The sequence below is a fragment of the Acinetobacter sp. VT 511 genome, from assembly GCF_001077515.1.
GTDB classification, from domain to species: Bacteria; Pseudomonadota; Gammaproteobacteria; order Pseudomonadales; family Moraxellaceae; genus Acinetobacter; species Acinetobacter schindleri.
The window spans coordinates 1-19058 of record NZ_LFRE01000028.1; the positions used below are offsets into that span (position 1 = coordinate 1).

The 19058-nt window shown below is 34.9% G+C and carries 22 protein-coding genes; 7 read left to right on the forward strand and 15 right to left on the reverse strand.

Annotated features, from left to right (window positions below; genetic code table 11):
- Positions 1 to 63: 63 nt before the first annotated feature.
- Positions 64 to 768, forward strand: a complete 705-nt coding sequence (locus ACS72_RS00895; protein ID WP_001067784.1) for an IS6-like element IS1006 family transposase — start codon at positions 64 to 66, stop codon at positions 766 to 768.
- Positions 769 to 1015: 247 nt separating this feature from the next.
- On the opposite strand, the gene ACS72_RS00900 is transcribed toward ACS72_RS00895, so the two are convergent.
- The 3 genes from ACS72_RS00900 to ACS72_RS00915 all read right to left on the reverse strand — a co-directional run bounded on the left by ACS72_RS00900 (position 1016) and on the right by ACS72_RS00915 (position 2913).
- The gene (locus tag ACS72_RS00900) at positions 1016 to 1789 is read right to left on the reverse strand and encodes an alpha/beta fold hydrolase (RefSeq protein ID WP_048880959.1); all 774 of its coding nucleotides are present in this window, start codon (positions 1787 to 1789) and stop codon (positions 1016 to 1018) included.
- Between the two features lie 538 nt (positions 1790 to 2327).
- Complete coding sequence (nadS, locus tag ACS72_RS00910) at positions 2328 to 2600, reverse strand: NadS family protein (RefSeq protein WP_004641921.1); 273 nt, start codon at positions 2598 to 2600, stop codon at positions 2328 to 2330.
- Positions 2593 to 2913, reverse strand: coding sequence for a type II toxin-antitoxin system RelE/ParE family toxin (locus tag ACS72_RS00915; RefSeq protein ID WP_000897309.1), 321 nt, complete (start codon positions 2911 to 2913; stop codon positions 2593 to 2595). The genes nadS and ACS72_RS00915 overlap by 8 nt, the downstream gene beginning before the upstream one ends.
- A 146-nt stretch (positions 2914 to 3059) precedes the next feature.
- Between ACS72_RS00915 and ACS72_RS00920 the strand changes: the two genes are divergently transcribed.
- Entirely contained in the window at positions 3060 to 4172 is a 1113-nt protein-coding gene (locus tag ACS72_RS00920; protein ID WP_008306804.1) for a hypothetical protein, read from the forward strand.
- 231 nt (positions 4173 to 4403) lie between these two features.
- On the opposite strand, the gene ACS72_RS00925 is transcribed toward ACS72_RS00920, so the two are convergent.
- The 4 genes from ACS72_RS00925 to ACS72_RS00940 all read right to left on the reverse strand — a co-directional run bounded on the left by ACS72_RS00925 (position 4404) and on the right by ACS72_RS00940 (position 6223).
- Positions 4404 to 4664: a Txe/YoeB family addiction module toxin gene (locus tag ACS72_RS00925; protein WP_008306806.1), complete on the reverse strand. Its 261-nt coding sequence runs from the start codon at positions 4662 to 4664 to the stop codon at positions 4404 to 4406.
- The gene (locus ACS72_RS00930) at positions 4648 to 4914 is read right to left on the reverse strand and encodes a type II toxin-antitoxin system Phd/YefM family antitoxin (RefSeq protein WP_048880960.1); all 267 of its coding nucleotides are present in this window, start codon (positions 4912 to 4914) and stop codon (positions 4648 to 4650) included. The genes ACS72_RS00925 and ACS72_RS00930 overlap by 17 nt, the downstream gene beginning before the upstream one ends.
- Positions 4915 to 5285: 371 nt before the next feature.
- Complete coding sequence (locus ACS72_RS00935; RefSeq protein ID WP_008306809.1) at positions 5286 to 5582, reverse strand: hypothetical protein; 297 nt, start codon at positions 5580 to 5582, stop codon at positions 5286 to 5288.
- A gap of 2 nt (positions 5583 to 5584) precedes the next feature.
- Positions 5585 to 6223, reverse strand: a complete 639-nt coding sequence (locus tag ACS72_RS00940; protein WP_008306811.1) for an AAA family ATPase — start codon at positions 6221 to 6223, stop codon at positions 5585 to 5587.
- A 401-nt stretch (positions 6224 to 6624) separates the two neighbouring features.
- Here ACS72_RS00940 and repM point away from each other — a divergent pair, with 401 nt between their 5' ends.
- Complete coding sequence (gene repM / locus ACS72_RS00945; protein ID WP_008306650.1) at positions 6625 to 7572, forward strand: replication initiation protein RepM; 948 nt, start codon at positions 6625 to 6627, stop codon at positions 7570 to 7572.
- Positions 7573 to 8967: 1395 nt separating this feature from the next.
- On the opposite strand, the gene ACS72_RS00950 is transcribed toward repM, so the two are convergent.
- A complete protein-coding gene (locus ACS72_RS00950; protein ID WP_034592763.1) occupies positions 8968 to 9174 on the reverse strand; it encodes a helix-turn-helix transcriptional regulator in 207 nt (68 codons plus the stop codon).
- A 196-nt stretch (positions 9175 to 9370) separates the two neighbouring features.
- Here ACS72_RS00950 and ACS72_RS00955 point away from each other — a divergent pair, with 196 nt between their 5' ends.
- Positions 9371 to 9625 carry a hypothetical protein gene (locus ACS72_RS00955; RefSeq protein ID WP_008306074.1) on the forward strand — a complete coding sequence of 85 codons (255 nt, stop codon included), beginning with the start codon at positions 9371 to 9373 and terminating at the stop codon, positions 9623 to 9625.
- 17 nt (positions 9626 to 9642) lie between these two features.
- Here ACS72_RS00955 and ACS72_RS00960 read toward each other — a convergent pair whose 3' ends face one another.
- Both ACS72_RS00960 and ACS72_RS00965 read right to left on the reverse strand, forming a co-directional pair.
- Positions 9643 to 12543, reverse strand: coding sequence for a relaxase/mobilization nuclease domain-containing protein (locus tag ACS72_RS00960; RefSeq protein ID WP_008306073.1), 2901 nt, complete (start codon positions 12541 to 12543; stop codon positions 9643 to 9645).
- A complete protein-coding gene (locus ACS72_RS00965; RefSeq protein WP_008306072.1) occupies positions 12540 to 12860 on the reverse strand; it encodes a hypothetical protein in 321 nt (106 codons plus the stop codon). Before ACS72_RS00965 ends, ACS72_RS00960 begins: the two co-directional genes overlap by 4 nt.
- 274 nt (positions 12861 to 13134) lie before the next feature.
- Here ACS72_RS00965 and ACS72_RS00970 point away from each other — a divergent pair, with 274 nt between their 5' ends.
- Positions 13135 to 13509, forward strand: coding sequence for a hypothetical protein (locus tag ACS72_RS00970; protein ID WP_034592760.1), 375 nt, complete (start codon positions 13135 to 13137; stop codon positions 13507 to 13509).
- 43 nt (positions 13510 to 13552) lie between these two features.
- On the opposite strand, the gene ACS72_RS00975 is transcribed toward ACS72_RS00970, so the two are convergent.
- The 3 genes from ACS72_RS00975 to ACS72_RS00985 all read right to left on the reverse strand — a co-directional run bounded on the left by ACS72_RS00975 (position 13553) and on the right by ACS72_RS00985 (position 16229).
- The gene (locus tag ACS72_RS00975; RefSeq protein ID WP_008306070.1) at positions 13553 to 14848 is read right to left on the reverse strand and encodes a Y-family DNA polymerase; all 1296 of its coding nucleotides are present in this window, start codon (positions 14846 to 14848) and stop codon (positions 13553 to 13555) included.
- 21 nt (positions 14849 to 14869) lie between these two features.
- Positions 14870 to 15448, reverse strand: coding sequence for a LexA family transcriptional regulator (locus ACS72_RS00980; RefSeq protein ID WP_008306069.1), 579 nt, complete (start codon positions 15446 to 15448; stop codon positions 14870 to 14872).
- A 421-nt stretch (positions 15449 to 15869) separates the two neighbouring features.
- The gene (locus ACS72_RS00985; RefSeq protein WP_008306067.1) at positions 15870 to 16229 is read right to left on the reverse strand and encodes a hypothetical protein; all 360 of its coding nucleotides are present in this window, start codon (positions 16227 to 16229) and stop codon (positions 15870 to 15872) included.
- Between the two features lie 373 nt (positions 16230 to 16602).
- Between ACS72_RS00985 and ACS72_RS00990 the strand changes: the two genes are divergently transcribed.
- Positions 16603 to 16857 carry a helix-turn-helix domain-containing protein gene (locus ACS72_RS00990; RefSeq protein WP_008306065.1) on the forward strand — a complete coding sequence of 85 codons (255 nt, stop codon included), beginning with the start codon at positions 16603 to 16605 and terminating at the stop codon, positions 16855 to 16857.
- Positions 16858 to 16918: 61 nt separating this feature from the next.
- On the opposite strand, the gene ACS72_RS00995 is transcribed toward ACS72_RS00990, so the two are convergent.
- Complete coding sequence (locus ACS72_RS00995) at positions 16919 to 17623, reverse strand: IS6-like element IS1008 family transposase (RefSeq protein ID WP_001067790.1); 705 nt, start codon at positions 17621 to 17623, stop codon at positions 16919 to 16921.
- 216 nt (positions 17624 to 17839) lie between these two features.
- Between ACS72_RS00995 and ACS72_RS01000 the strand changes: the two genes are divergently transcribed.
- Positions 17840 to 18169, forward strand: coding sequence for a four-helix bundle copper-binding protein (locus tag ACS72_RS01000; protein ID WP_016804323.1), 330 nt, complete (start codon positions 17840 to 17842; stop codon positions 18167 to 18169).
- A gap of 162 nt (positions 18170 to 18331) precedes the next feature.
- Here the strand turns inward: ACS72_RS01000 and ACS72_RS01005 are convergent, their stop codons facing one another.
- Complete coding sequence (locus ACS72_RS01005; protein WP_005105861.1) at positions 18332 to 19036, reverse strand: IS6-like element IS1007 family transposase; 705 nt, start codon at positions 19034 to 19036, stop codon at positions 18332 to 18334.
- Positions 19037 to 19058 lie beyond the last annotated feature (22 nt).

Here is a 19058-nt window from a genome sequence, read left to right on the forward strand (position 1 = left end):
CGGCACTGTTGCAAATAACCACGAATGGTAAGCTGAAGACTGTTTTAGCTAAAGGTGCAGCATATGAATCCTTTCCATGGTCGGCATTTTCAGGGCGAAATCATTCTTTGGGCTGTGCGCTGGTATTGTAAATATGGCATTAGCTATCGTGAACTGCAGGAAATGCTGGCCGAACGGGGTGTGAATGTTGATCACACGACTATTTACCGTTGGGTTCAACGTTATGCTCCTGAAATAGAAAAACGTTTACGCTGGTATTGGCGTAATCCTACAGATCTGAGCTCGTGGCATATTGATGAAACCTATGTAAAAGTGAATGGACGATGGTCTTATCTGTATCGTGCAGTCGATCAACGTGGCGATACCATTGATTTTTATCTTTCTTCTAGACGTAATACCAAATCAGCATATTGTTTTCTTGGAAAAATTTTAAATAATGTGAAGAAGTGGCAAATTCCACAAGTGATCAACACGGATAAAGCACCCACATATGGACGTGCTTTATCACGGTTAAAACGGGAAGGTAAATGTCCACCAGACCTTGAGCACAGGCAGATTAAGTATAAAAATAACGTGATTGAATGTGATCATGGCAAGCTAAAGCGGATCATCAGGGCCACATTAGGATTCAAATCTATGAAGACGGCTTATGCCACAATTAAAGGTATTGAAGTCATGCGTGCACTACGTAAAGGACAAGCATCGTCATTTTATTATGGTCAGCCTCAGGGTGAAGTGTGTCTAATCAACAGGGTTTTCGGTCTCTAAGTACTTTTTAAAGGAAACATCATCGACTCAAATCTCTATTTGCAACAGTGCCTGATTAACCACGATTGTTTAACTAATATGAACAAAGTCGTGAAACATTGGTCAAAGAATAGGCGTGGAACGTGAAAAATCATAAAAAAAGCCCGAACAGGGATGTTCGGGCTATCAACTAGGAACTACAGCGTTGAATTTTCAAGAGAATTATAACACATTTCGTATAAGGTGTATTATGTTAATTTTAGAAAATTTAAATTTTCTCTAAGAAACTTTGGATAGCTGTTATTACCTCTGTTTCCTTTTCTTTGTGAGGGAAATGACCACAATCTTTTAGAATTTTCAGCTCTTTATATCCATTAGAAAGCTGAATAAAGCGTTCTGGTTGACTCAAAGTTGCATATTCATCATGTTCCCCATGTATTACTAAAAGAGGACATTCTATTTTTGATATATAGGCATCTATATTCCAATTACGGAATGATGGTGATAACCAAGTATCGATCCATGCTCTTAATACCCATTCAGCTTTATCTCCATGAAACTTAGCTAATTTCTTAATGAATTGTTCATTACAAAAATTAGTTTCCGCATCTTTTATACCTTGTCGAGTAATTTCTTCCACCATAGACTGTGCGGATATAGTAATTGCTGCTTTGCAACGGTCTGGATATATAGCAGCTATTACAGCAGTCATCCCACCACCAACACTATGGCCCATAACAATAAATTGATCTATTTCTAGATGTTGTAGTACAGCAGCAAAAGTTGTTTGAGCTTCCTCCGTAATGAAATTAAGAGATAATTTTTCTAAGGGTGAGGAGTTTCCAAATCCTAAGCGATCATAAGCAATAACTTCTCTCTGGAGAAATTCAGCTAATCGTTGAGGAAAGCTTTTCCAAAGTTCAACGCTTCCTAAAGATTCATGAAGCAAAATAATGGGAGTCTTATGAGAAGCAGGGACAATCCATCGTTTAAAAAATATAGATTTATCACCCAATTTTATAGTTTCTTCTACAATATTCATTTTTTTATTCAGCTTAAAAAAGATGCTGTTATTCTAATAAAAAGTAGAGCATCTATACTGACCATAGAGTCGCCTATTTAACATAATGGCGGTTATACGAAGTACAGTTGTATATTAATTTTAAAATCAATAATTTAAAAATTTAGTCATGACCAAGAAATTAGCAGAAATCGGCTTTTGTAATAAGTTGGTGAGTTTTTAAGCGAATCTGTAACATTTTGCCAGAAAAATTGATCAATAATTGATCAATTTTCGAATCAGTGCCCATTTTAAGCGGATCCAGGTTGCGAAACTATCCCCAATTGCTGTGGATAAAATTTAGGCTATTTTGTACGCCCTGGCGTACATGAAACTCGGCCCTTTGCGGCTATCCGGAATACTGGAATTTTCCTATGATGAACTCATCGGGAACAGGAAGTTCCATACAAGAATAACAATAGATAAGCACAAGGACTGTAAGGTACGACAGGAGTTATACCGAGCGAACCAATACGAAAAACCCCGGCAGGATGCCGGGGTTTTTTATTATCTAAAATATTTAGATCAAAGTTGGATGAGCATCCAAAATACGAATTAAAGTCGCTGCAGGACCAGTCGGATAGCGTCGACCTTGCTCCCAGTTCTGTAGCGTTCTCGCGCTGATATGCAAACGTGCAGCAAACTCTGCTTGCGTTAATCCAGTTTTCTCACGTACTTCTTTAATATCCGGCAATTCAAGCTCTGTGACTCGACTGGCCTTTATCTCATTACGTTTGATGGCACCAGCTTCTTTGATTGAAGCAACCAGGTCATCAAATAAGTTGTTATCCATGAAATTGCTCCTTTACTAATTGACGCAGGATCGAGGTCTCTTTGTCTGTCAGATTATCTTTCACAGACTTTGGATAAGCCACTAGGAAAAATATCTGATCATCTTCTGTGACCCAGTAATAGATCACACGGATACCGCCACTTTTACCTTTATTACCTTGAGCACAGCGTACTTTACGAATGCCACCGCCATTCTTGATTAAGTCACCTTTATCAGGCTGTACCAAGAGATCTTGCTGGAGCTGACGATATTCTTCATCACTCACCAGCTCTTTAATTTGTTTGGTAAAAATACTGGTTTCAATGAATAGCATAGGTTTAAGTACGTCAATGGCGTATAAGAATTTTAGCATTATTGATAAAAAAATGGAAAAATCCTTAGCTTTTTTTTTAAGATTAAGAATATAGTGAATAGGATAAATAATTTTTATATTACAAAAGTTAAAGCGACTTATAAAATATGTCTGATTGGCCAATAGTCTTTAGAGAAGTTCACTTATTAGGTGGCGGATATGCCATCAACTCTCCAGAAGAAAAAGATAAAGTTTTTATTTTCCCTAATACCCTTACTAATCAAACAGCTGTATTAACATTAAAAAATTTTAACCAGTTATATTCAAGTTTAAATTCCCTAGGGCATAAAGTTATTGGCGTAAATTTTCTATATCATGAAATGCATTTTGATGGTTCAAGCCTACCAGAATATCGTTTTTATCATGATTATAAAAATGAGACTTGGGCGCATACTGAAGCACGTCAAAAGTGGGGAGAAATATCTAATTCCGCTTATCGTATGCAAAAAGGACATTTATGGGATTTATCCAAGAGAATTCAATATGTCATTGATACTATTAATAATTCTTTTTATGACTTATCTATAATATATAGAAAGCAATTAAATGCTAAAGTCATTAAAAATGATTTAAAAATTGGTCAAAAGTTTGAAGATGCCTTTTCTTCATTAATCTACGATAAATTTCAGATTTTCTTATTTAATGCATGTATTCTCAGAGACTATATTGCTGAATATGTTTTTCATTATATTGTTCCTAATGATATTAAAACTGATAAACATATGAATACCACATCAAGAATATATAAAAAATATTATGAAAAAAGGACAGTAACATCCGAGTTTGATAAGTATTTTAAGGACATTTGCTCTCCTACTGGTTGGCTTCATAAACTAGGAGTTTATAGAGATCTAGTAATGCATGCTTGTCCTCTTAGTATGCCTAATAAAAAAGCATGGGTTAGGCTGGATAGCATTAATTTAATTGGTTCACAGCAAGCGCCTCGAATAATAGCTCCTATTCCAAGGAATCCTGAACTAATTAAACTTGAGAGAAATAATTATGAATTTTTCCAAGATTTTACTAAACAAGTAGACCAATTTTTTGATCGAAGTAATGATGAAGATAAGTCTATTGATTTATTAGAGTATTCATTAGAAGTAATGCAAAATTTCTCTAAACTTCTTTGGGAAACCATTTATTTATCCCCTGTTCAGGGAGAAATAGTGGCATTTGGTCCTCACAACATTATTGGAGATATTAAAATTACAAGAAAATGATAAATCTTATAATAATTTAATGAATATCCATTTAACATAAAATCTCTTATGCGAAGTCATAGTGTAAGCCCCAAATAGTGATGTCTAGTTTCTAAAGACTAACGGGATTTCACTTCTGGCTCTAACTATGAGGAAGATTCAGACCTCTTAGCGGATAAAAGCATCATTATTCCTGCAATGAAAATAGAGAAAGGAAAGCCCCTACTCTAGTTGAGTAAGGGCTTAAATTGGTTAATAGTGAAAGCGACATTGAACAATACTTATTCGTTCATCTGTAACTTCATAAACCAATCTATGCTTTTCATCGATTCGACGACTCCAAAAGCCTGAAAGATTCGCCTTGAGTGGTTCAGGCTTTCCAGTTCCTTCAAATGGTGTACGTTGACACTCTTTGATCAAAGCATTTATTCGCTTGAGTATCTTTTTGTCTTGTGTCTGCCAATAAAGATAGTCTTCCCATGCGTTATCCGTAAACTCAATTGTCCGATTCATCTTCTATGAGATCCCTTGCAATAGTACGGGATGCACGTAATTGGGCAATTGATTCATTTAAACGAGCAGTATTATTCGGAGATGAAAGTAGATGAAGCGTTTCCATTAAGCTGTCATAGTGTTCTTGACCCATAACAACAGCATGGCTTCCTTCTTTACGAGTAATTACTGCTACATCCGCATCTTCAATAACTTTATCTAAAACGGATTTTAGATTGTTACGTACATCTGTATATGTAAATACTTGCATGTTTTGCATTTCCTAATTAAATATTTAGCCTTAAACAATATATATGGTCACTTCACTGATCTAGCATTGGTTTGGTTGGCACATTGGCTCATAGGTTCGCTATAGATACTTTATATGGACACTTAAATTAAAAAATTGGCTGTTTGAGTTCATGTTTGCAAAAACGTAGTCCTGTACAATATTTTGTACAACTTAAATGTACAACATTCTGTACAACAAGTAAAGCTCTACTTAATCTTTCAGTTAGAGTCGTTCCTTGCAAAATTTTTATAATTTTATTTAAGTTTTAATAATTTACGAAAATATTTTTTGGAAGCATTAATTTAAATAAGTTACGTAACTATTATAAGTTACGTAACTTACATAAATCATTAAGGAAGTTGTTGATTAACAATTTCTTTAATTTCCTCTGGGCTTTTTGAAGCCAGATTTTCTAATGCAATTCTTACAATACTTGATCTGTTAACACGGGCATTTTGACTTTTAACAATCAGTTCATCAATTAGTTGACTAACTTCATCATTCAAAGAAAATGTACATCTAACAAATTTTTTCTCTTTGGTTTCTAAAGCTCTTATCCTTTTTTCAGCCCCAGATATAAATACTTCTGCCAACTGATCTTCGGGAGATATTTCAACTTTCTTTTTTAAACCGTTTAATCCAGCCATGATTAAATTCCTAAAAATTCATTAGCTATATTTTTAATCTCTGCTTTTGCTTTTAGATCACTATCTACTTCAAAAACAGAAAGGCCATTTTCATCAGCATCATCATAAACATTTCTATTAGTTGTAATTGCATTTAACGCATTTATGCCAAATGATTTACATGCATCCTTTGCATCTAAAATTCGTTGAACTTGGGATGGCAACGTTGGGCATTGGGTAATAATTGCTCTCGCAATAAGATCTGGGTTGACTGTTTTAGCTAATTTTAAAACTTGTTCCATATGCGCTAATGTTTTTAAATCTCTACGTTTTGGTCTAAAAGGTAATAACATATGCGTAGCAATTGTCATTGCAGAACGTAAAGCTTCTGAATCTTGCCCACCAGCATCGATTACAATATCCTGATATCTGCCTTGAAGATCCTTGAGAACTGAACGAATATTTCCAGAAGCTTGAACTGAGGGAATATCCTTTAAATCATCATTATCGTCTCGTTCTTTTATCCAGTCAGTTGTTGTTCCTTGAGGATCAGCATCTAATAAAAGAACATCTCTATTTTTTGTTTGAAGGTATACAGCTAAATTTTGAGATAAACAGCTTTTACCAGCTCCACCTTTTTCACCACCTACTAATATGATCATAATTTTATGCAAGTTACGTAAGTTAAATATTTTACGTAATTTAGAATGATTTTAAGTAAAAATCAACTATCGTGAAAAAAAATTAATTTAAAACTTATCCACAAGTAATTCTTTTTTTTATATTTTATATATATTTTTAAATTTATTATTTATAGAACAGCTGAAAAGGTTGATATCAGTGGAATACAAAGAATTAAAGTGGACAAATTCCTACCAATAAGTGGACAGATTCCTTTATATAAAAGGACGGATTCCTTTATATAAAAGGACAGATTCCTTTATTTGTAGGGACAATTTCCTTTCATAAGTAGACAAATTCCTGTCATTAAAAAAAACTTCCATTTATGGACATTAAGTAGTATTGTCCATGTATTGTTAAACATAAATTGAAGTAATGACATATGGGCAATAATGTAATTTATAAAGATAATAATTTGATTGATGCATCTTATACACTAAATCTATCAGAACAAAGATTAATTTTAATAGCAATTATTGCTGCCCGTGATATTGAGGAAGAATTAACAGCAGAAACTATGTTAACGATCCATGCTTCGGAGTATATGAAACAGTTTAATCTTGGTCGACAATCAGCATACGAAGCATTACAAGCTGCATGTGATAATTTATTTGAACGTAGGCTTAATTATAAAACAATAGATCCTGTTACAGGAAAAAAAGCAGTTTATAAGAGCCGCTGGGTATCCAAAGTTGGATACGTTAAAGAGGCTGCCTGTGTACAGTTGATATTTGCTCCAGATATCCTTCCGCTTTTCATTAAGCTTGAAGAAAAATTTACCAAATATGAACTTAAGCAAATATCTCAACTTACTAGTGTTTATTCTATTCGATTGTATGAGCTTTTAATACGTTGGAGATCCACTGGAAAGCTTTACATCTCTATGATAGATCTTAGAGAGAAATTGGGCTTGCTAGAAGATGAATACTCTCAAATGGGAGATTTTAAAAAGCGAGTTCTAACTGTAGCTTTGAACCAAATCAATAAATTTACTGATATTGAAGTTACTTATACCCAGAAAAAAGAAGGTAGGACCATCACTGATATAGAGTTTACTTTTTTTGAAAAAGATACAGTTCTAAGACTCAATGATAAAAATCCCGAAAATTTATATAAATTAACAGCAAAGCAAATCTTATATTTTGCACAAAAGCTTTGCGATATTGTCAACAATCCAGATTTTGGACGTGAATTTGGAAAGATAGGCGAATCTCAAGAAGATTTTCAGGAAAGAATAGCAGCCGAATTAACCGATCAACAGAATGTAAAAAAATATTATGTACATCTATTAAATGTTGGTTATAAACCTAAATATGGGAAACAAAAATAATTGATTTCACTATGTAGTGCCAGTACAGCTCATTTTGAAATTGGCTCATGTGCTATTATAGATCCGCACTTTTAATTCTTTCTTGAAGCTCTAATAAAATGATTTTACAACACCATTCTCCCCTAACATGAGAAATATTCTAAGTAATGTTGTGATTCATACTAAGAGCCAAATATTTTTTTGTTAGAACTTTTGCTAGTCTCTACTGTTTTATATGCTCACAGATTCATTCCATCTGCGCGTATTCATAATCCTATGAGAAGCGCGTGTCCCAAACCGGTATACTTTACAAGTATAAGTATTCTTGATTAACTGATGACGTTTCTTGCATATAGGTTAAGAATCACAGCTACGATACTATTATTTTTTAATGGTCTTCAATATACAATTTAGTTCACAGTTTTCTCTCAATTTTTCAAATCGAAGCTGATACAACGACACTATAAACGTTATAGCTAGCATCATTAAAAGACTAAATGAGCTGTAATAACGAATATTCCGCCTAATTTTGGTTTATGCAGCTAAGCATAATATCTAGTAAGTAATATATAAAATTAGCAATATTGCACATAAATTTCATAACTTACGATGCTTATGTAATCTGGGTACTGGGTAATCAATCCTGGCACATAAACCACTGAATACTGCTGTTTAATATGAGCGAACTTTGCAAGAGGCGAAAGATGACAAAAAATGCGTACGCCTTTAGCCGCCCATAAGTGGACAGATTCCTGACACATAAATTGCTTAAGTTACATAACTTACGATGCTTATGTAATCTGGGTACTGGGTAATCAATCCTGGCACATAAACCACTGAATACTGCTGTTTAATATGAGCGAACTTTGCAAGAGGCGAAAGATGACAAAAAATGCGTACGCCTTTAGCCGCCCATAAGTGGACAGATTCCTGACACATAAATTGCTTAAGTTACATAACTTACGATGCTTATGTAATCTGGGTACTGGGTAATCAATCCTGGCACATAAACCACTGAATACTGCTGTTTAATATGAGCGAACTTTGCAAGAGGCGAAAGATGACAAAAAATGCGTACGCCTTTAGCCGCCCATAAGTGGACAGATTCCTGACACATAAATTGCTTAAGTTACATAACTTACGATGCTTATGTAATCTGGGTACTGGGTAATCAATCCTGGCACATAAACCACTGAATACTGCTGTTTAATATGAGCGAACTTTGCAAGAGGCGAAAGATGACAAAAAATGCGTACGCCTTTAGCCGCCCATAAGTGGACAGATTCCTGACACATAAACCGCATAAGTTACATAACTTATGCGGTTTTAATAATCCAAGATTAGTAGGTACCAAATAATTTATATGGATAGTTAAGTTAAGGTGGAATACATATAAATAATAGAGGCTAAGTCCACTTAATCCTCTAGATATTCAAATAGATCATTCATTGTGCAGCTAAAAAATTTGCACAGTTTGTCTGCTACCGGTAATTCAATACGTACAGCTCTGTCATAGTACATATTGGTGAGAGTATTACGGTTAATTCCCGTTGCATGGACAACATCACTTAATTTTAAGATTTTGCGTTCACCCATAAGGCTGGCTAACTTACATCTAATCATATTATCTTTCAAAGTTTAAAAATAACCTACTACAGGTTATTTTTATTGCATTAAATTAAATACTTTGATAAATTATGACCTGCAGCAGGTTATATTTACCTATAACAAGTATTTTTGCCTATCTAAATCAAATTATATCTTGTAAATTAGAGGAATAGTAACCTGCAACACAATAAATTGGTGCAGGAGTTTTTATATGTTTACTTCGGATGAGTTATGGGTAAGCCGTAAAGCTAAGCTTATGGGCTATAAGTTGATTAAACAATTAAATGTAGGAATGGGATTTGGCATTGCTAATTATTTAGATGTGAACCATTGCTATAACAATCATGAAGCAGTTTTGGTTTGGTTAGAACACTTTTTAACAGAGAATCCTGAAGTGAATAATATTGATTTAGTGAAAGTTGAATTTCTTAAATACTTTCCTGAATCCTCCTATGTATTAGCCTAAGCAATTCTTAGGCTATTTTATAACCTATAATTTAAATCATTATCTTTGGAATAATTTTGTTCCTTGTCTTTCATTCGAGAATCAATTTTTTGATTCTCATAAAATTTCTCTGCTCGTTCTTCTGCTAAAGGTATGCCTAAATCCCTTTCTTCTAAACTAAGTTCTAAAGGAGACGGGGTAGGGGGGACACTTTTTTGAATGAATACTTGTTCTAATTCTTCTTCAAGTACAATTGGAATATTATATTCTGTAGCTAATCCTTTTACCTGGTCTTTAAATGTTTCACTGCCGTAGACCTGCACCGTACCATATTTCTCTTTTGCTAGAAGTAAAGCATCAAGAATGTGATTATTCTTTTCACTTACAACAGCAATATATGAAGCATCTTTTGCTTCAATGAATGCAGTCTCGTGCTGATCTAGATAAAATTTATGTCCAAACTTATATTCTATGACATATTTTTTCCTAGAGGAAAACATCATTTTAGACTGCTGAGAAGGTATAGAAGTTTTTTTTGAAGATGCTAAGGTATTCAAGCGTTCTACTTCTTGTTTTTTCTGAAATTTGAGTCTTCGACTGTGTTCAAAGTATTGCAGCATTTGTTCAAACTCCGATTCAGCTAAATTTTCAGGAAGTCTGATTGTTCTCTTCTTTTCAGCCTTAGGCACAAGCTCTAATTCTAGTGTTGAAGATGAAGATGTAGGCTGTGAATTGTACTTCTGTTCTTTTGGTTGCTTGAGTGGAGAAATTTGTAGACTGAAATATAGTTGCCAACAATATTCAATATCAGATGAATTGAAATATTGCTTATTCAGTTCTTTGGGCTGAGTATAAATCAGTTTTTGAATCCTAAGTTTTAAGGTCTTTAGATCATCTTCTTTAAGATCAGGCAATTTCTTTTGATTAATACAACTTTCTAATGTTGATTGAAGTAACACCATTGGTATACCGCAACAATTTAAGAGCAAACAAGTTTTAATAATGGCAGTACTTTGAGGTGCGTGGGTAGTTTTAAATCTTTTAAATAGTTCAGTAAAGCAAGATTCGATATTGTTTTGAGACAAACGTTCAAAACTTGGTAAAGCCCTTTCTTTATTTACATCCTTGATATCTTGGGCTCTATGTTGCAAAGCTATATGGAACAAGTCTTTAAATTCTGACGAGCCTCTGAGAGTTCCTTTCTGATTAGGATCCAGTACTTTGATACATTGTTGCAGCCGGGCGAGAGAATAGTTGCTAAAGACGAGGATCCCATATTGATTTTGAATGGCAATAGGTTCATGAGGTTGATGCCAATCGAAAATGATTCTTGCTGTTTTGATCTTTGGATTATCTTGGCAAATAAAATTTTTAGATTGACGTTGGTCAAATAAAAATTGTTGTTGCATAAGCAAGTAATGTGAAGGTGGGAAAAATTTTAAAAAATCTGCATAAGATGTGATTTTCGATGAATCAAAACTTGTGGAAAATGGAAAGCATTTTTTCAGCGTTTGAGATGTATTTTCACTTAGGTTTTTATGTTGAGCGTTATATTTTTTTCTTTGTGATGCTCTCGAATTAATTTGATCCGCGTGATGATGATAATGTAGTAATGTAAAAATGGCATCAGATGATTGCTCTGGAAATTTTTGTTGTAAGTCTTTTAAAAAATGCTGTTTATCATGCTTATAATTTTCATTTTTAAAAGAAATTTTTTGATATTCATCTTTACGATTTTTACTAATTGAATCCTTTTCTACTTTTAATTTTAAATAAACGTCATGGAGATCTTTAACTAGAAAATCTTCATTTTTGAACAAATGATAAGAATGTAGTGTCGTTTTTGCTGATTGGACGTGCTGAATATTATCGCTTAACTTGATCAGAGGAATTATTTTGTGATCGACATCATGATGAGTAAAATCCCCCCATCGTTTTTCTAAGTTTTTCAGAGTGACTTGTTTATTACAAAATAATGAGGCTTTAAAGGTGAGTGTTTGCTTTTCACTTGTCTGAATTTTAAAAATACTACCATTACGTTTTTTTTCATACAAAATTCCAATTTCGGCTAATCGCTGGTGCCAGTCTTTCCAGTTTTTAGCGCTGTTCATTACCTGCTGGATATTATTTTCAATATAGTGTTGATAGTTTATTCCTACCGCAATTTCACTGCTCATTCGACTTTTTTGTTGATGTCGATGTTCTTGATCTCGAATTTTCGAATAAATTTTTTCAGCATCAGGCTGAGGTACATAATCTGGATTTTTATCACACTGTCCAGTTTCATGGTTATAAATGAAAACTGGATTAGGTTCCGGCTCCCAGCCCTGTTTTGCTTCAATTTCTGCAGTAGCTCGATGGACTGCATTCAAAATCCACCCCACACCAAGATCAATGACTTTATTTTCATGGTGTTCATTTTTTTTGAACGGATGAACTTTATTGACGATTAAATGAAAGTGCACATTGTCTGTATCCAGATGCATTGCATATTGCATTTGCAACTCTTCTGCACCTAGATGTTTTGCTAAAATATCGATCTGTTCTTCAAGTTGTTCAACAGTTGGAACTTCAAATTTTTTAAAACTTCCGACCATATGTACGATTGGGTCAATCACACGAGAGTTCAAACTGGCCGTTTGTGACATTTCAATTTTTTGATATTTCAATACGATTGGGTCAATCACATGAGAGTTTGAACTGATAGTTTTCGACGTTTCAGTTTTTTGATAGATAGGAACCTCTAAAAAGTTTCTCGAGTTTGAATAGACACATTTTTCAGAGAGTAAACCTTCATCAAAACCAGGATGAAGCTGATTAATATACTCCGGTAGATAATTAATACGCGTTTGCTTCGGATGCTGAATATAATCAGATAATCCAGTCACGCGTTCATCAATTGATGAGTCAATCGGGTTGGGAATGACTTTAATAATCATATCTTATCCAACCTATCATTGAGTTTACGTACAGTCATTTTGATCTCAGTGATGAGCTGTTTTATTTCCTCTAATTCATAAAGAATGAGTTGTGTATCTTTGAGTTTTTCCAAAAGTTTTGTCAGTAAAATTCCGGTAACTCTTACATCATGAATTTCCTGTTTTTCTAATAAAATGATTTGAGATTCATTAAAAATTTTCTTGCGTAAATAATCTGCTTGATTCATGTGTAGGACTTCACAGGAAGCTGTAATCTGCCGATACTCATCTTCTGTGAGCCGAATAATAATTTGTTTGTTTCTTAAAGCCTTTTTCATTTTTTTCTACTATATACAAATTGAGACCGAGCGAAGCGAGCTCGATATTTGTGAAATGGACGATGTGATATACATCGTCCCATCCTGTACTTTTTTCGGCTCATTGGATGTAATGAATATAATGAAAATCATGCTTGTTTTTTCTTTTTGTTCTTAGCGCAAAAGATGACTTTTTTCAGTAAATTAAAAATCAAAAAAGGGTCATGTTTTGCCATTTCTGTCCAGTGATATATTCAGAATAATTGGCTTGTACATTTATTCCTAAGGAAGAAATATGATGCAAGATCAGAATAGTTTAAAATTCGATAGTGAAAATCCAGATAATACAAATTCTGCATTCTCAACAGAAAATTCTCTTGAAGTTGTAACAGCAAAAGAAGAAAAGCCTTCAAGATATGTAGCGAAGAACCAAAAAATATATAGCATTAATGATGCTAAAAATTTTGAAGATATTCTTCGCCGCCATCTAGTCAAAGTGAATGAAAAAACACTTACGCGAAATGAATTACTTTCTCAACATAAGGAAACTTTACTTCAACTTTTTAATGGGGGAGTAACAGTAGATGAAATCCTGACTTTTCTACAAGAAAACAATTTCACAGGCATTACTGCTGAAAACTTACAAGAAATTTTAAAAAAGAAAAAATAATTAGGGGGTGGAATAAGATCAGGATTACTAAGTATTCATGAGTTTATTTTACACAAAGCAATTGGTCCCATTGAAAATAGTTTTGGCTCAGTTGATCACGAGACATATTCCAGCTTCTATTCGGTAACATACTTGCACCCATGGCAAGCTTGGTTTTTCCAAACTTATGATGGATTTCTTCAAGTGAATCCATCAAGTTATTGTCTGCGGTTATTTGTTTCATGTCAGTGAACAGGTCATAAATATGGCTAGATTTAGGCTCTAGACAAGTCAATATTACGCCACACTTTTTAAAACCTACATCTTTCTGATATAAATCATCTATCATTTTTATGGCAATCTTACACAGCGTTAATACGTTATCCGTAGGTTTTGGCAAAGTAAGTGCTGCAGACTTGCTGTAATAGGGTCTATGCGTATCAAATGGATTGGATTGTACGAAACCAATCATGTAACCACATAACATATTCTCTCCTCTTAAGCGAGCTACTGCATCTTGAACATAGAGACTCATAGCCTCTTTAAGATCATCAATATGATAAATCCTTTGGCCAAATGAACGACTTGCGACAATCTGCTTTCGAGGGGCTTGAGTATGTTCTAACTCGATACAAGAGACACCATGTAATTCAAGTAATGTTCTATGCATAACAATGGAAAATTGATCCCTAATCATGAAAGAAGAGGCCATCACGAAATCCAGCACGGAATAAATATTAAGACTATTTAGTTTCTTTGTATGTTTCCTACCTACGCCCCAAATTTCACCTACCTCTATCGTTTCATATAAGCTTTCTATAGCACAAAAATCCATAGCAACCAGATTGCACACACCATTGAAGTAGGTGTTATTTTTTGCAATGTGATTTGCCATTTTGGCTTCAGTTTTAGTCCTACCTAAGCCAATACATACTGGTAAACCGAGCCAGGTAAAAATACGCTGACGAATCGTCTGTGCATAATCAGTCAAATCATACTTCTTGGTATAAGCAGTCAAGTCCAAGAAGCATTCATCAATCGAATAGACCTCTTGTTCTTCAGGAGTTACAAACTTAGACAGGACCTTCATGAATCTGCGAGACATTTCTGCATATAAAGCATAGTTACTTGAGAGTACCTGGACCTTATGCTGCTCTACAATGTCCTTAATTTGAAAGAGGGGCACTCCCATCTTGATACCTAAATCTTTGGCTTCCTGGGAGCGTGCCACAGCACAGCCATCATTGTTAGAGAGGACAATTACAGGTTTGTTATTTAGACCTGGATTAAAGATACGTTCACAACTGACATAACAGTTGTTGATATCTACCAAAGCAAATATCTTGTTGGTATATGCCATATGATGAAACCAAGAGAGTAGTTACTTACGTTTCCTGAATGGTTTGATGACATAAGTCACTACACCCCAAATCACCATCTCCTGGCCATCTCTAAGATGTATATCAGAGCAATCAGAATTCTCAGCTTTAAGCCAGCGATAGTCACCTTCAATCATCAAGCGCTTAACAGTAAAGTCATTGTCGATCAGAGCGATAACGATATCTTCATGTTTGGCTTCAAGGCTACGATCAACCACAAGTTCATCATCAATTTCGATACCTGCATCTCTCATGGAAAGAGAGGCCACTTTTACAATGAACGTCGTAGCCTCATTGCTAATGAGGTGTTCATTCATATCTAATGTCTTGTCTACATAATCCTGAGCAGGGGAAGGGAAACCAGCAGCAATCTTCTCGGCTGCTAAAGGAATTTGCATGTAAGTGGATGGCTGTACAGGAGTGATTAAAGCGACATCATTAAAGCATTGGCTATCTGCTTTGTTCAGATAATCTTTAATCTCTACGACCTTGGATAAAGGTACTCTTACAGTTTTGGTAGGTTCATTGTATTTCTGTTTTCTACCTGCACCTTCTCTGATTCCCCCACGCTTGTTGTTCATAACTCATCCATTATTTGATTTTGTGACGTAATCAGATGGTAAACTTTTCTTCCTTCGAAAAACAATAGAATCTGGATAAACGGTTAATATAAAAAGTATAAATTTAAGGATACTTCTAATTCTATAGATCTAATTTTTTTATCAGTGAATTGTATACAAAGTGGCTCTGGATGAACATTAGATGAATTTAGACCCTGTAATAAAACAGCTTCTGATAGAAACTTAGAAATTTTCAAATGATATGTATTTATGATTTATATAATCCTTTTTTATACTTCTACTGGATCTGGGCCTAGAGATGAAAGGGAGAGGTGCTCAAGATAATAGCCTGCTATTTTAGGACTTCTCTAACAATATTATCTGATAACTATACTTATTTTTGTTCCTAAGTAATTCTTGGTATTCTTTAAAAGTCAGTACCTTAACATGGAAAGGCTTCTACGGCCTTAAGTACAGAAAGTAGTCCATTCATACTTTCCATCTGTTCTATAGGAACTCCTCCAGTTAATGAATTAGGGGAATTGAGAAAATGATGCATCCATTTAATATCACCACCATTCAGGCTATAAACAGCTCTGTAAATCCGAATTACAATTAGTGCTATTTCCCCTTGTTGAGAATTCGGATCTAAGGTTTGTAATTCAGAAAATTCACCATCAATCCCTTCAAGATGCAGAATTCTTAAAAATTGCTCTGGCTTTAGTCCAAGCTGTTCAGCAGCTTTCCAGGATGCTTTAGCCAAAAGTCTAGACCTATCTATTTGTTGTGAATGTGGACTCATGATCATGTCCTTATATAAAAACCGTTCTTTTTACATTACATTAAAATTAGGAACGCGGCCTAAATTTTATTCAATTAACCAGTTTTGATTACTCCCCAATAGACACACCTGGATGGCTAATTAAATAAGAATATTAATATGATGAGGAATATATAAAGCCTAGATGCTATATACAGGCTTTATGAAGTGTATTGAATTTGGAAAATTCTTATTTCGAAGGCTAGATGAGATACAGGTTAGGAATGCTCATAGGCATTATCTATAAAGTTATTATGATCTAACGTTTAATATTTGCTATATAGCTAACATTGCATATAAATTATACAAGGTTCGCTATATGGCTAATACAATATTGTGAAATCGGAAAAATAGTATGGCTTCTAGAAAAGAGATTGGAGAAAACATAAAATTGGCCAGGAAAAAACTCGGCTATACACAAAAGACTGTATCGGAGAAATCTAGGGTGAATAAAACAACAATTTCTGAGATTGAAAACGGTCATTTCACTGGCTCATTTGACTTATTTGAAAAAGTACTTAGTTGTGTTGACTTACAGTTTGAAGTCGTACCTAAAAAGCATACGTTACCTCAATGGGACGAAATCGAGTTTTTATTCAAAGAAAATTGAATTAAAGAAGGCACTGTTGCAAATAGAGATTTGAGTCGATGAAGTTCCTTTTTAAAAGTGCTTAGAGACCGAAAACCCTGTTGATTAGACACACTTCACCTTGAGGCTGACCATAATAAAATGACGATGCTTGTCCTTTACGTAGTGCACGCATGACTTCAATACCTTTAATTGTGGCATAAGCCGTCTTCATAGATTTGAATCCTAATGTGGCCCTGATGATCCGCTTTAACTTACCATGATCACATTCAATGACATTATTTTTATACTTAATCTGCCTGTGCTCAATATCTACTGGACATTTTCCTTCTCGCTTTAACCGTGATAAAGCATGGCCATAGGTCGCTGCTTTATCTGTATTGATGACCCGTGGAATTTGCCATTTTTTCACCGTATTGAAGATTTTTCCTAAAAAACAATAGGCTGATTTACTGTTCCGTCTAGCGGAAAGGTAAAAGTCAATCGTATGACCACGTTGATCAACTGCACGATACAGGTAAGTCCATCGCCCCTTCACTTTGATATAAGTCTCATCCATATGCCATGAATGTAAATCTGTAGGATTACGCCAATACCAGCGTAAGCGTTTTTCCATTTCTGGAGCATAACGCTGAACCCAACGATAAATTGTGGTGTGGTCAACATTCACACCCCGTTCAGCGAGCATTTCTTGAAGTTCACGATAGCTGATGCCATATTTACAATACCAACGAACAGCCCAAAGAATGATTTCACCTTGAAAGTGCCGACCATGGAAGGGATTCATCTGCTGTATCTCGAAATAAATAAGATATTTAGCTTATCATGTCAGCCTATTTGCAACAGTGCCTGAATACATGAGCAGCTAAATCACTCAAAGCCAGCATCTAAAACCATTTAACAAAATCTATGACTATTTTACTTTCCCTTACCTAATCGTCCTAGTGTATATCTTTTTTTTTGATTAGCTTATTCCTAAATCAAGTGACTTTAGGTAAGTATGATGAACGATATCCAATTTTCAGATTGCGCAAAGGCATGTATGAGCTGTTCCCTTACCTGTGCCAGTTGTGCAAATGCCTGTCTAAAAGAAGAAAATCTGGAGATGATGCGAGAATGTATTCAGCGTTGTCTAGATTGTGCAGATATTTGTCAGCTCTGTGCTCGTATGCAGCAAAAAGAATCTCCTTTTATGAAAGAAATTTGTGAGCTTTGTGCCAAGGCTTGTGAATACTGTGCAGATGAATGTAGCCAACATGAGCATCAACACTGCCAGCAATGTGCTGATGCTTGCCGTGAATGTGCCGTCGAATGTCGAAAAATGGTTGTCTGATAAATAAAAGAAGAAAAATGGTTGTCTGATAAATAAAAGAATTAGTTGAGTTTAGGATTTACTCAATGAATAGCCAACGTGTTAGTTGTTAGTGGGTCAAACCACTAACAACGGCACTGTTGCAATAGGGATCTGAGTCGATGATTTTCCCTTCAAAAAAGCTTAGAGACCGAAAACTCTATTTACTAGCCAAACTTCTCCTAGAATATTACCGTTATAAAATAATGAAGCTTGTCCTTTGCGTAGAGCACGCATAACCTCAATTCCTTTAATTGTGGCATAAGCCGTTTTCATAGACTTGAATCCCAACGTAGCCTTGATGATCCGTTTGAGCTTGCCATGATCACATTCAATCACGTTATTCTTGTATTTAATCTGTCGATGGTCCAGGTCTTCAGGACACTTTCCTTCCTGTTTTAGTCGCGACAAAGCACGGTCATAGGTATGAGCCTTATCAGTGTTTATGACTCGTGGAATCTGCCATTTTTTGACATGATTCAAAATTTTACCAAGAAAACAATAAGCTGAATGGGTATTTCGTCTAGCAGAAAGATAGAAATCAAGAGTATGGCCACGTTGGTCAACTGCACGGTATAGATATGCCCATTTGCCATTCACTTTTACGTAAGTTTCATCCAGATGCCATAAATGCCGATCTGTAGGATTACGCCAATACCAGCGTAAACGTTTTTCTATTTCAGGAGCATAACGTTGAACCCAACGGTAAATAGTCGTGTGATCAACATTCACACCCCGTTCGGCCAGCATTTCCTGCAGTTCACGATAGCTAATGCCATATTTACAATACCAGCGCACAGCCCAAAGAATGATTTCGCCCTGAAAATGCCGACCATGGAAAGGATTCATATGCTGCACCTTTAGCTAAAAC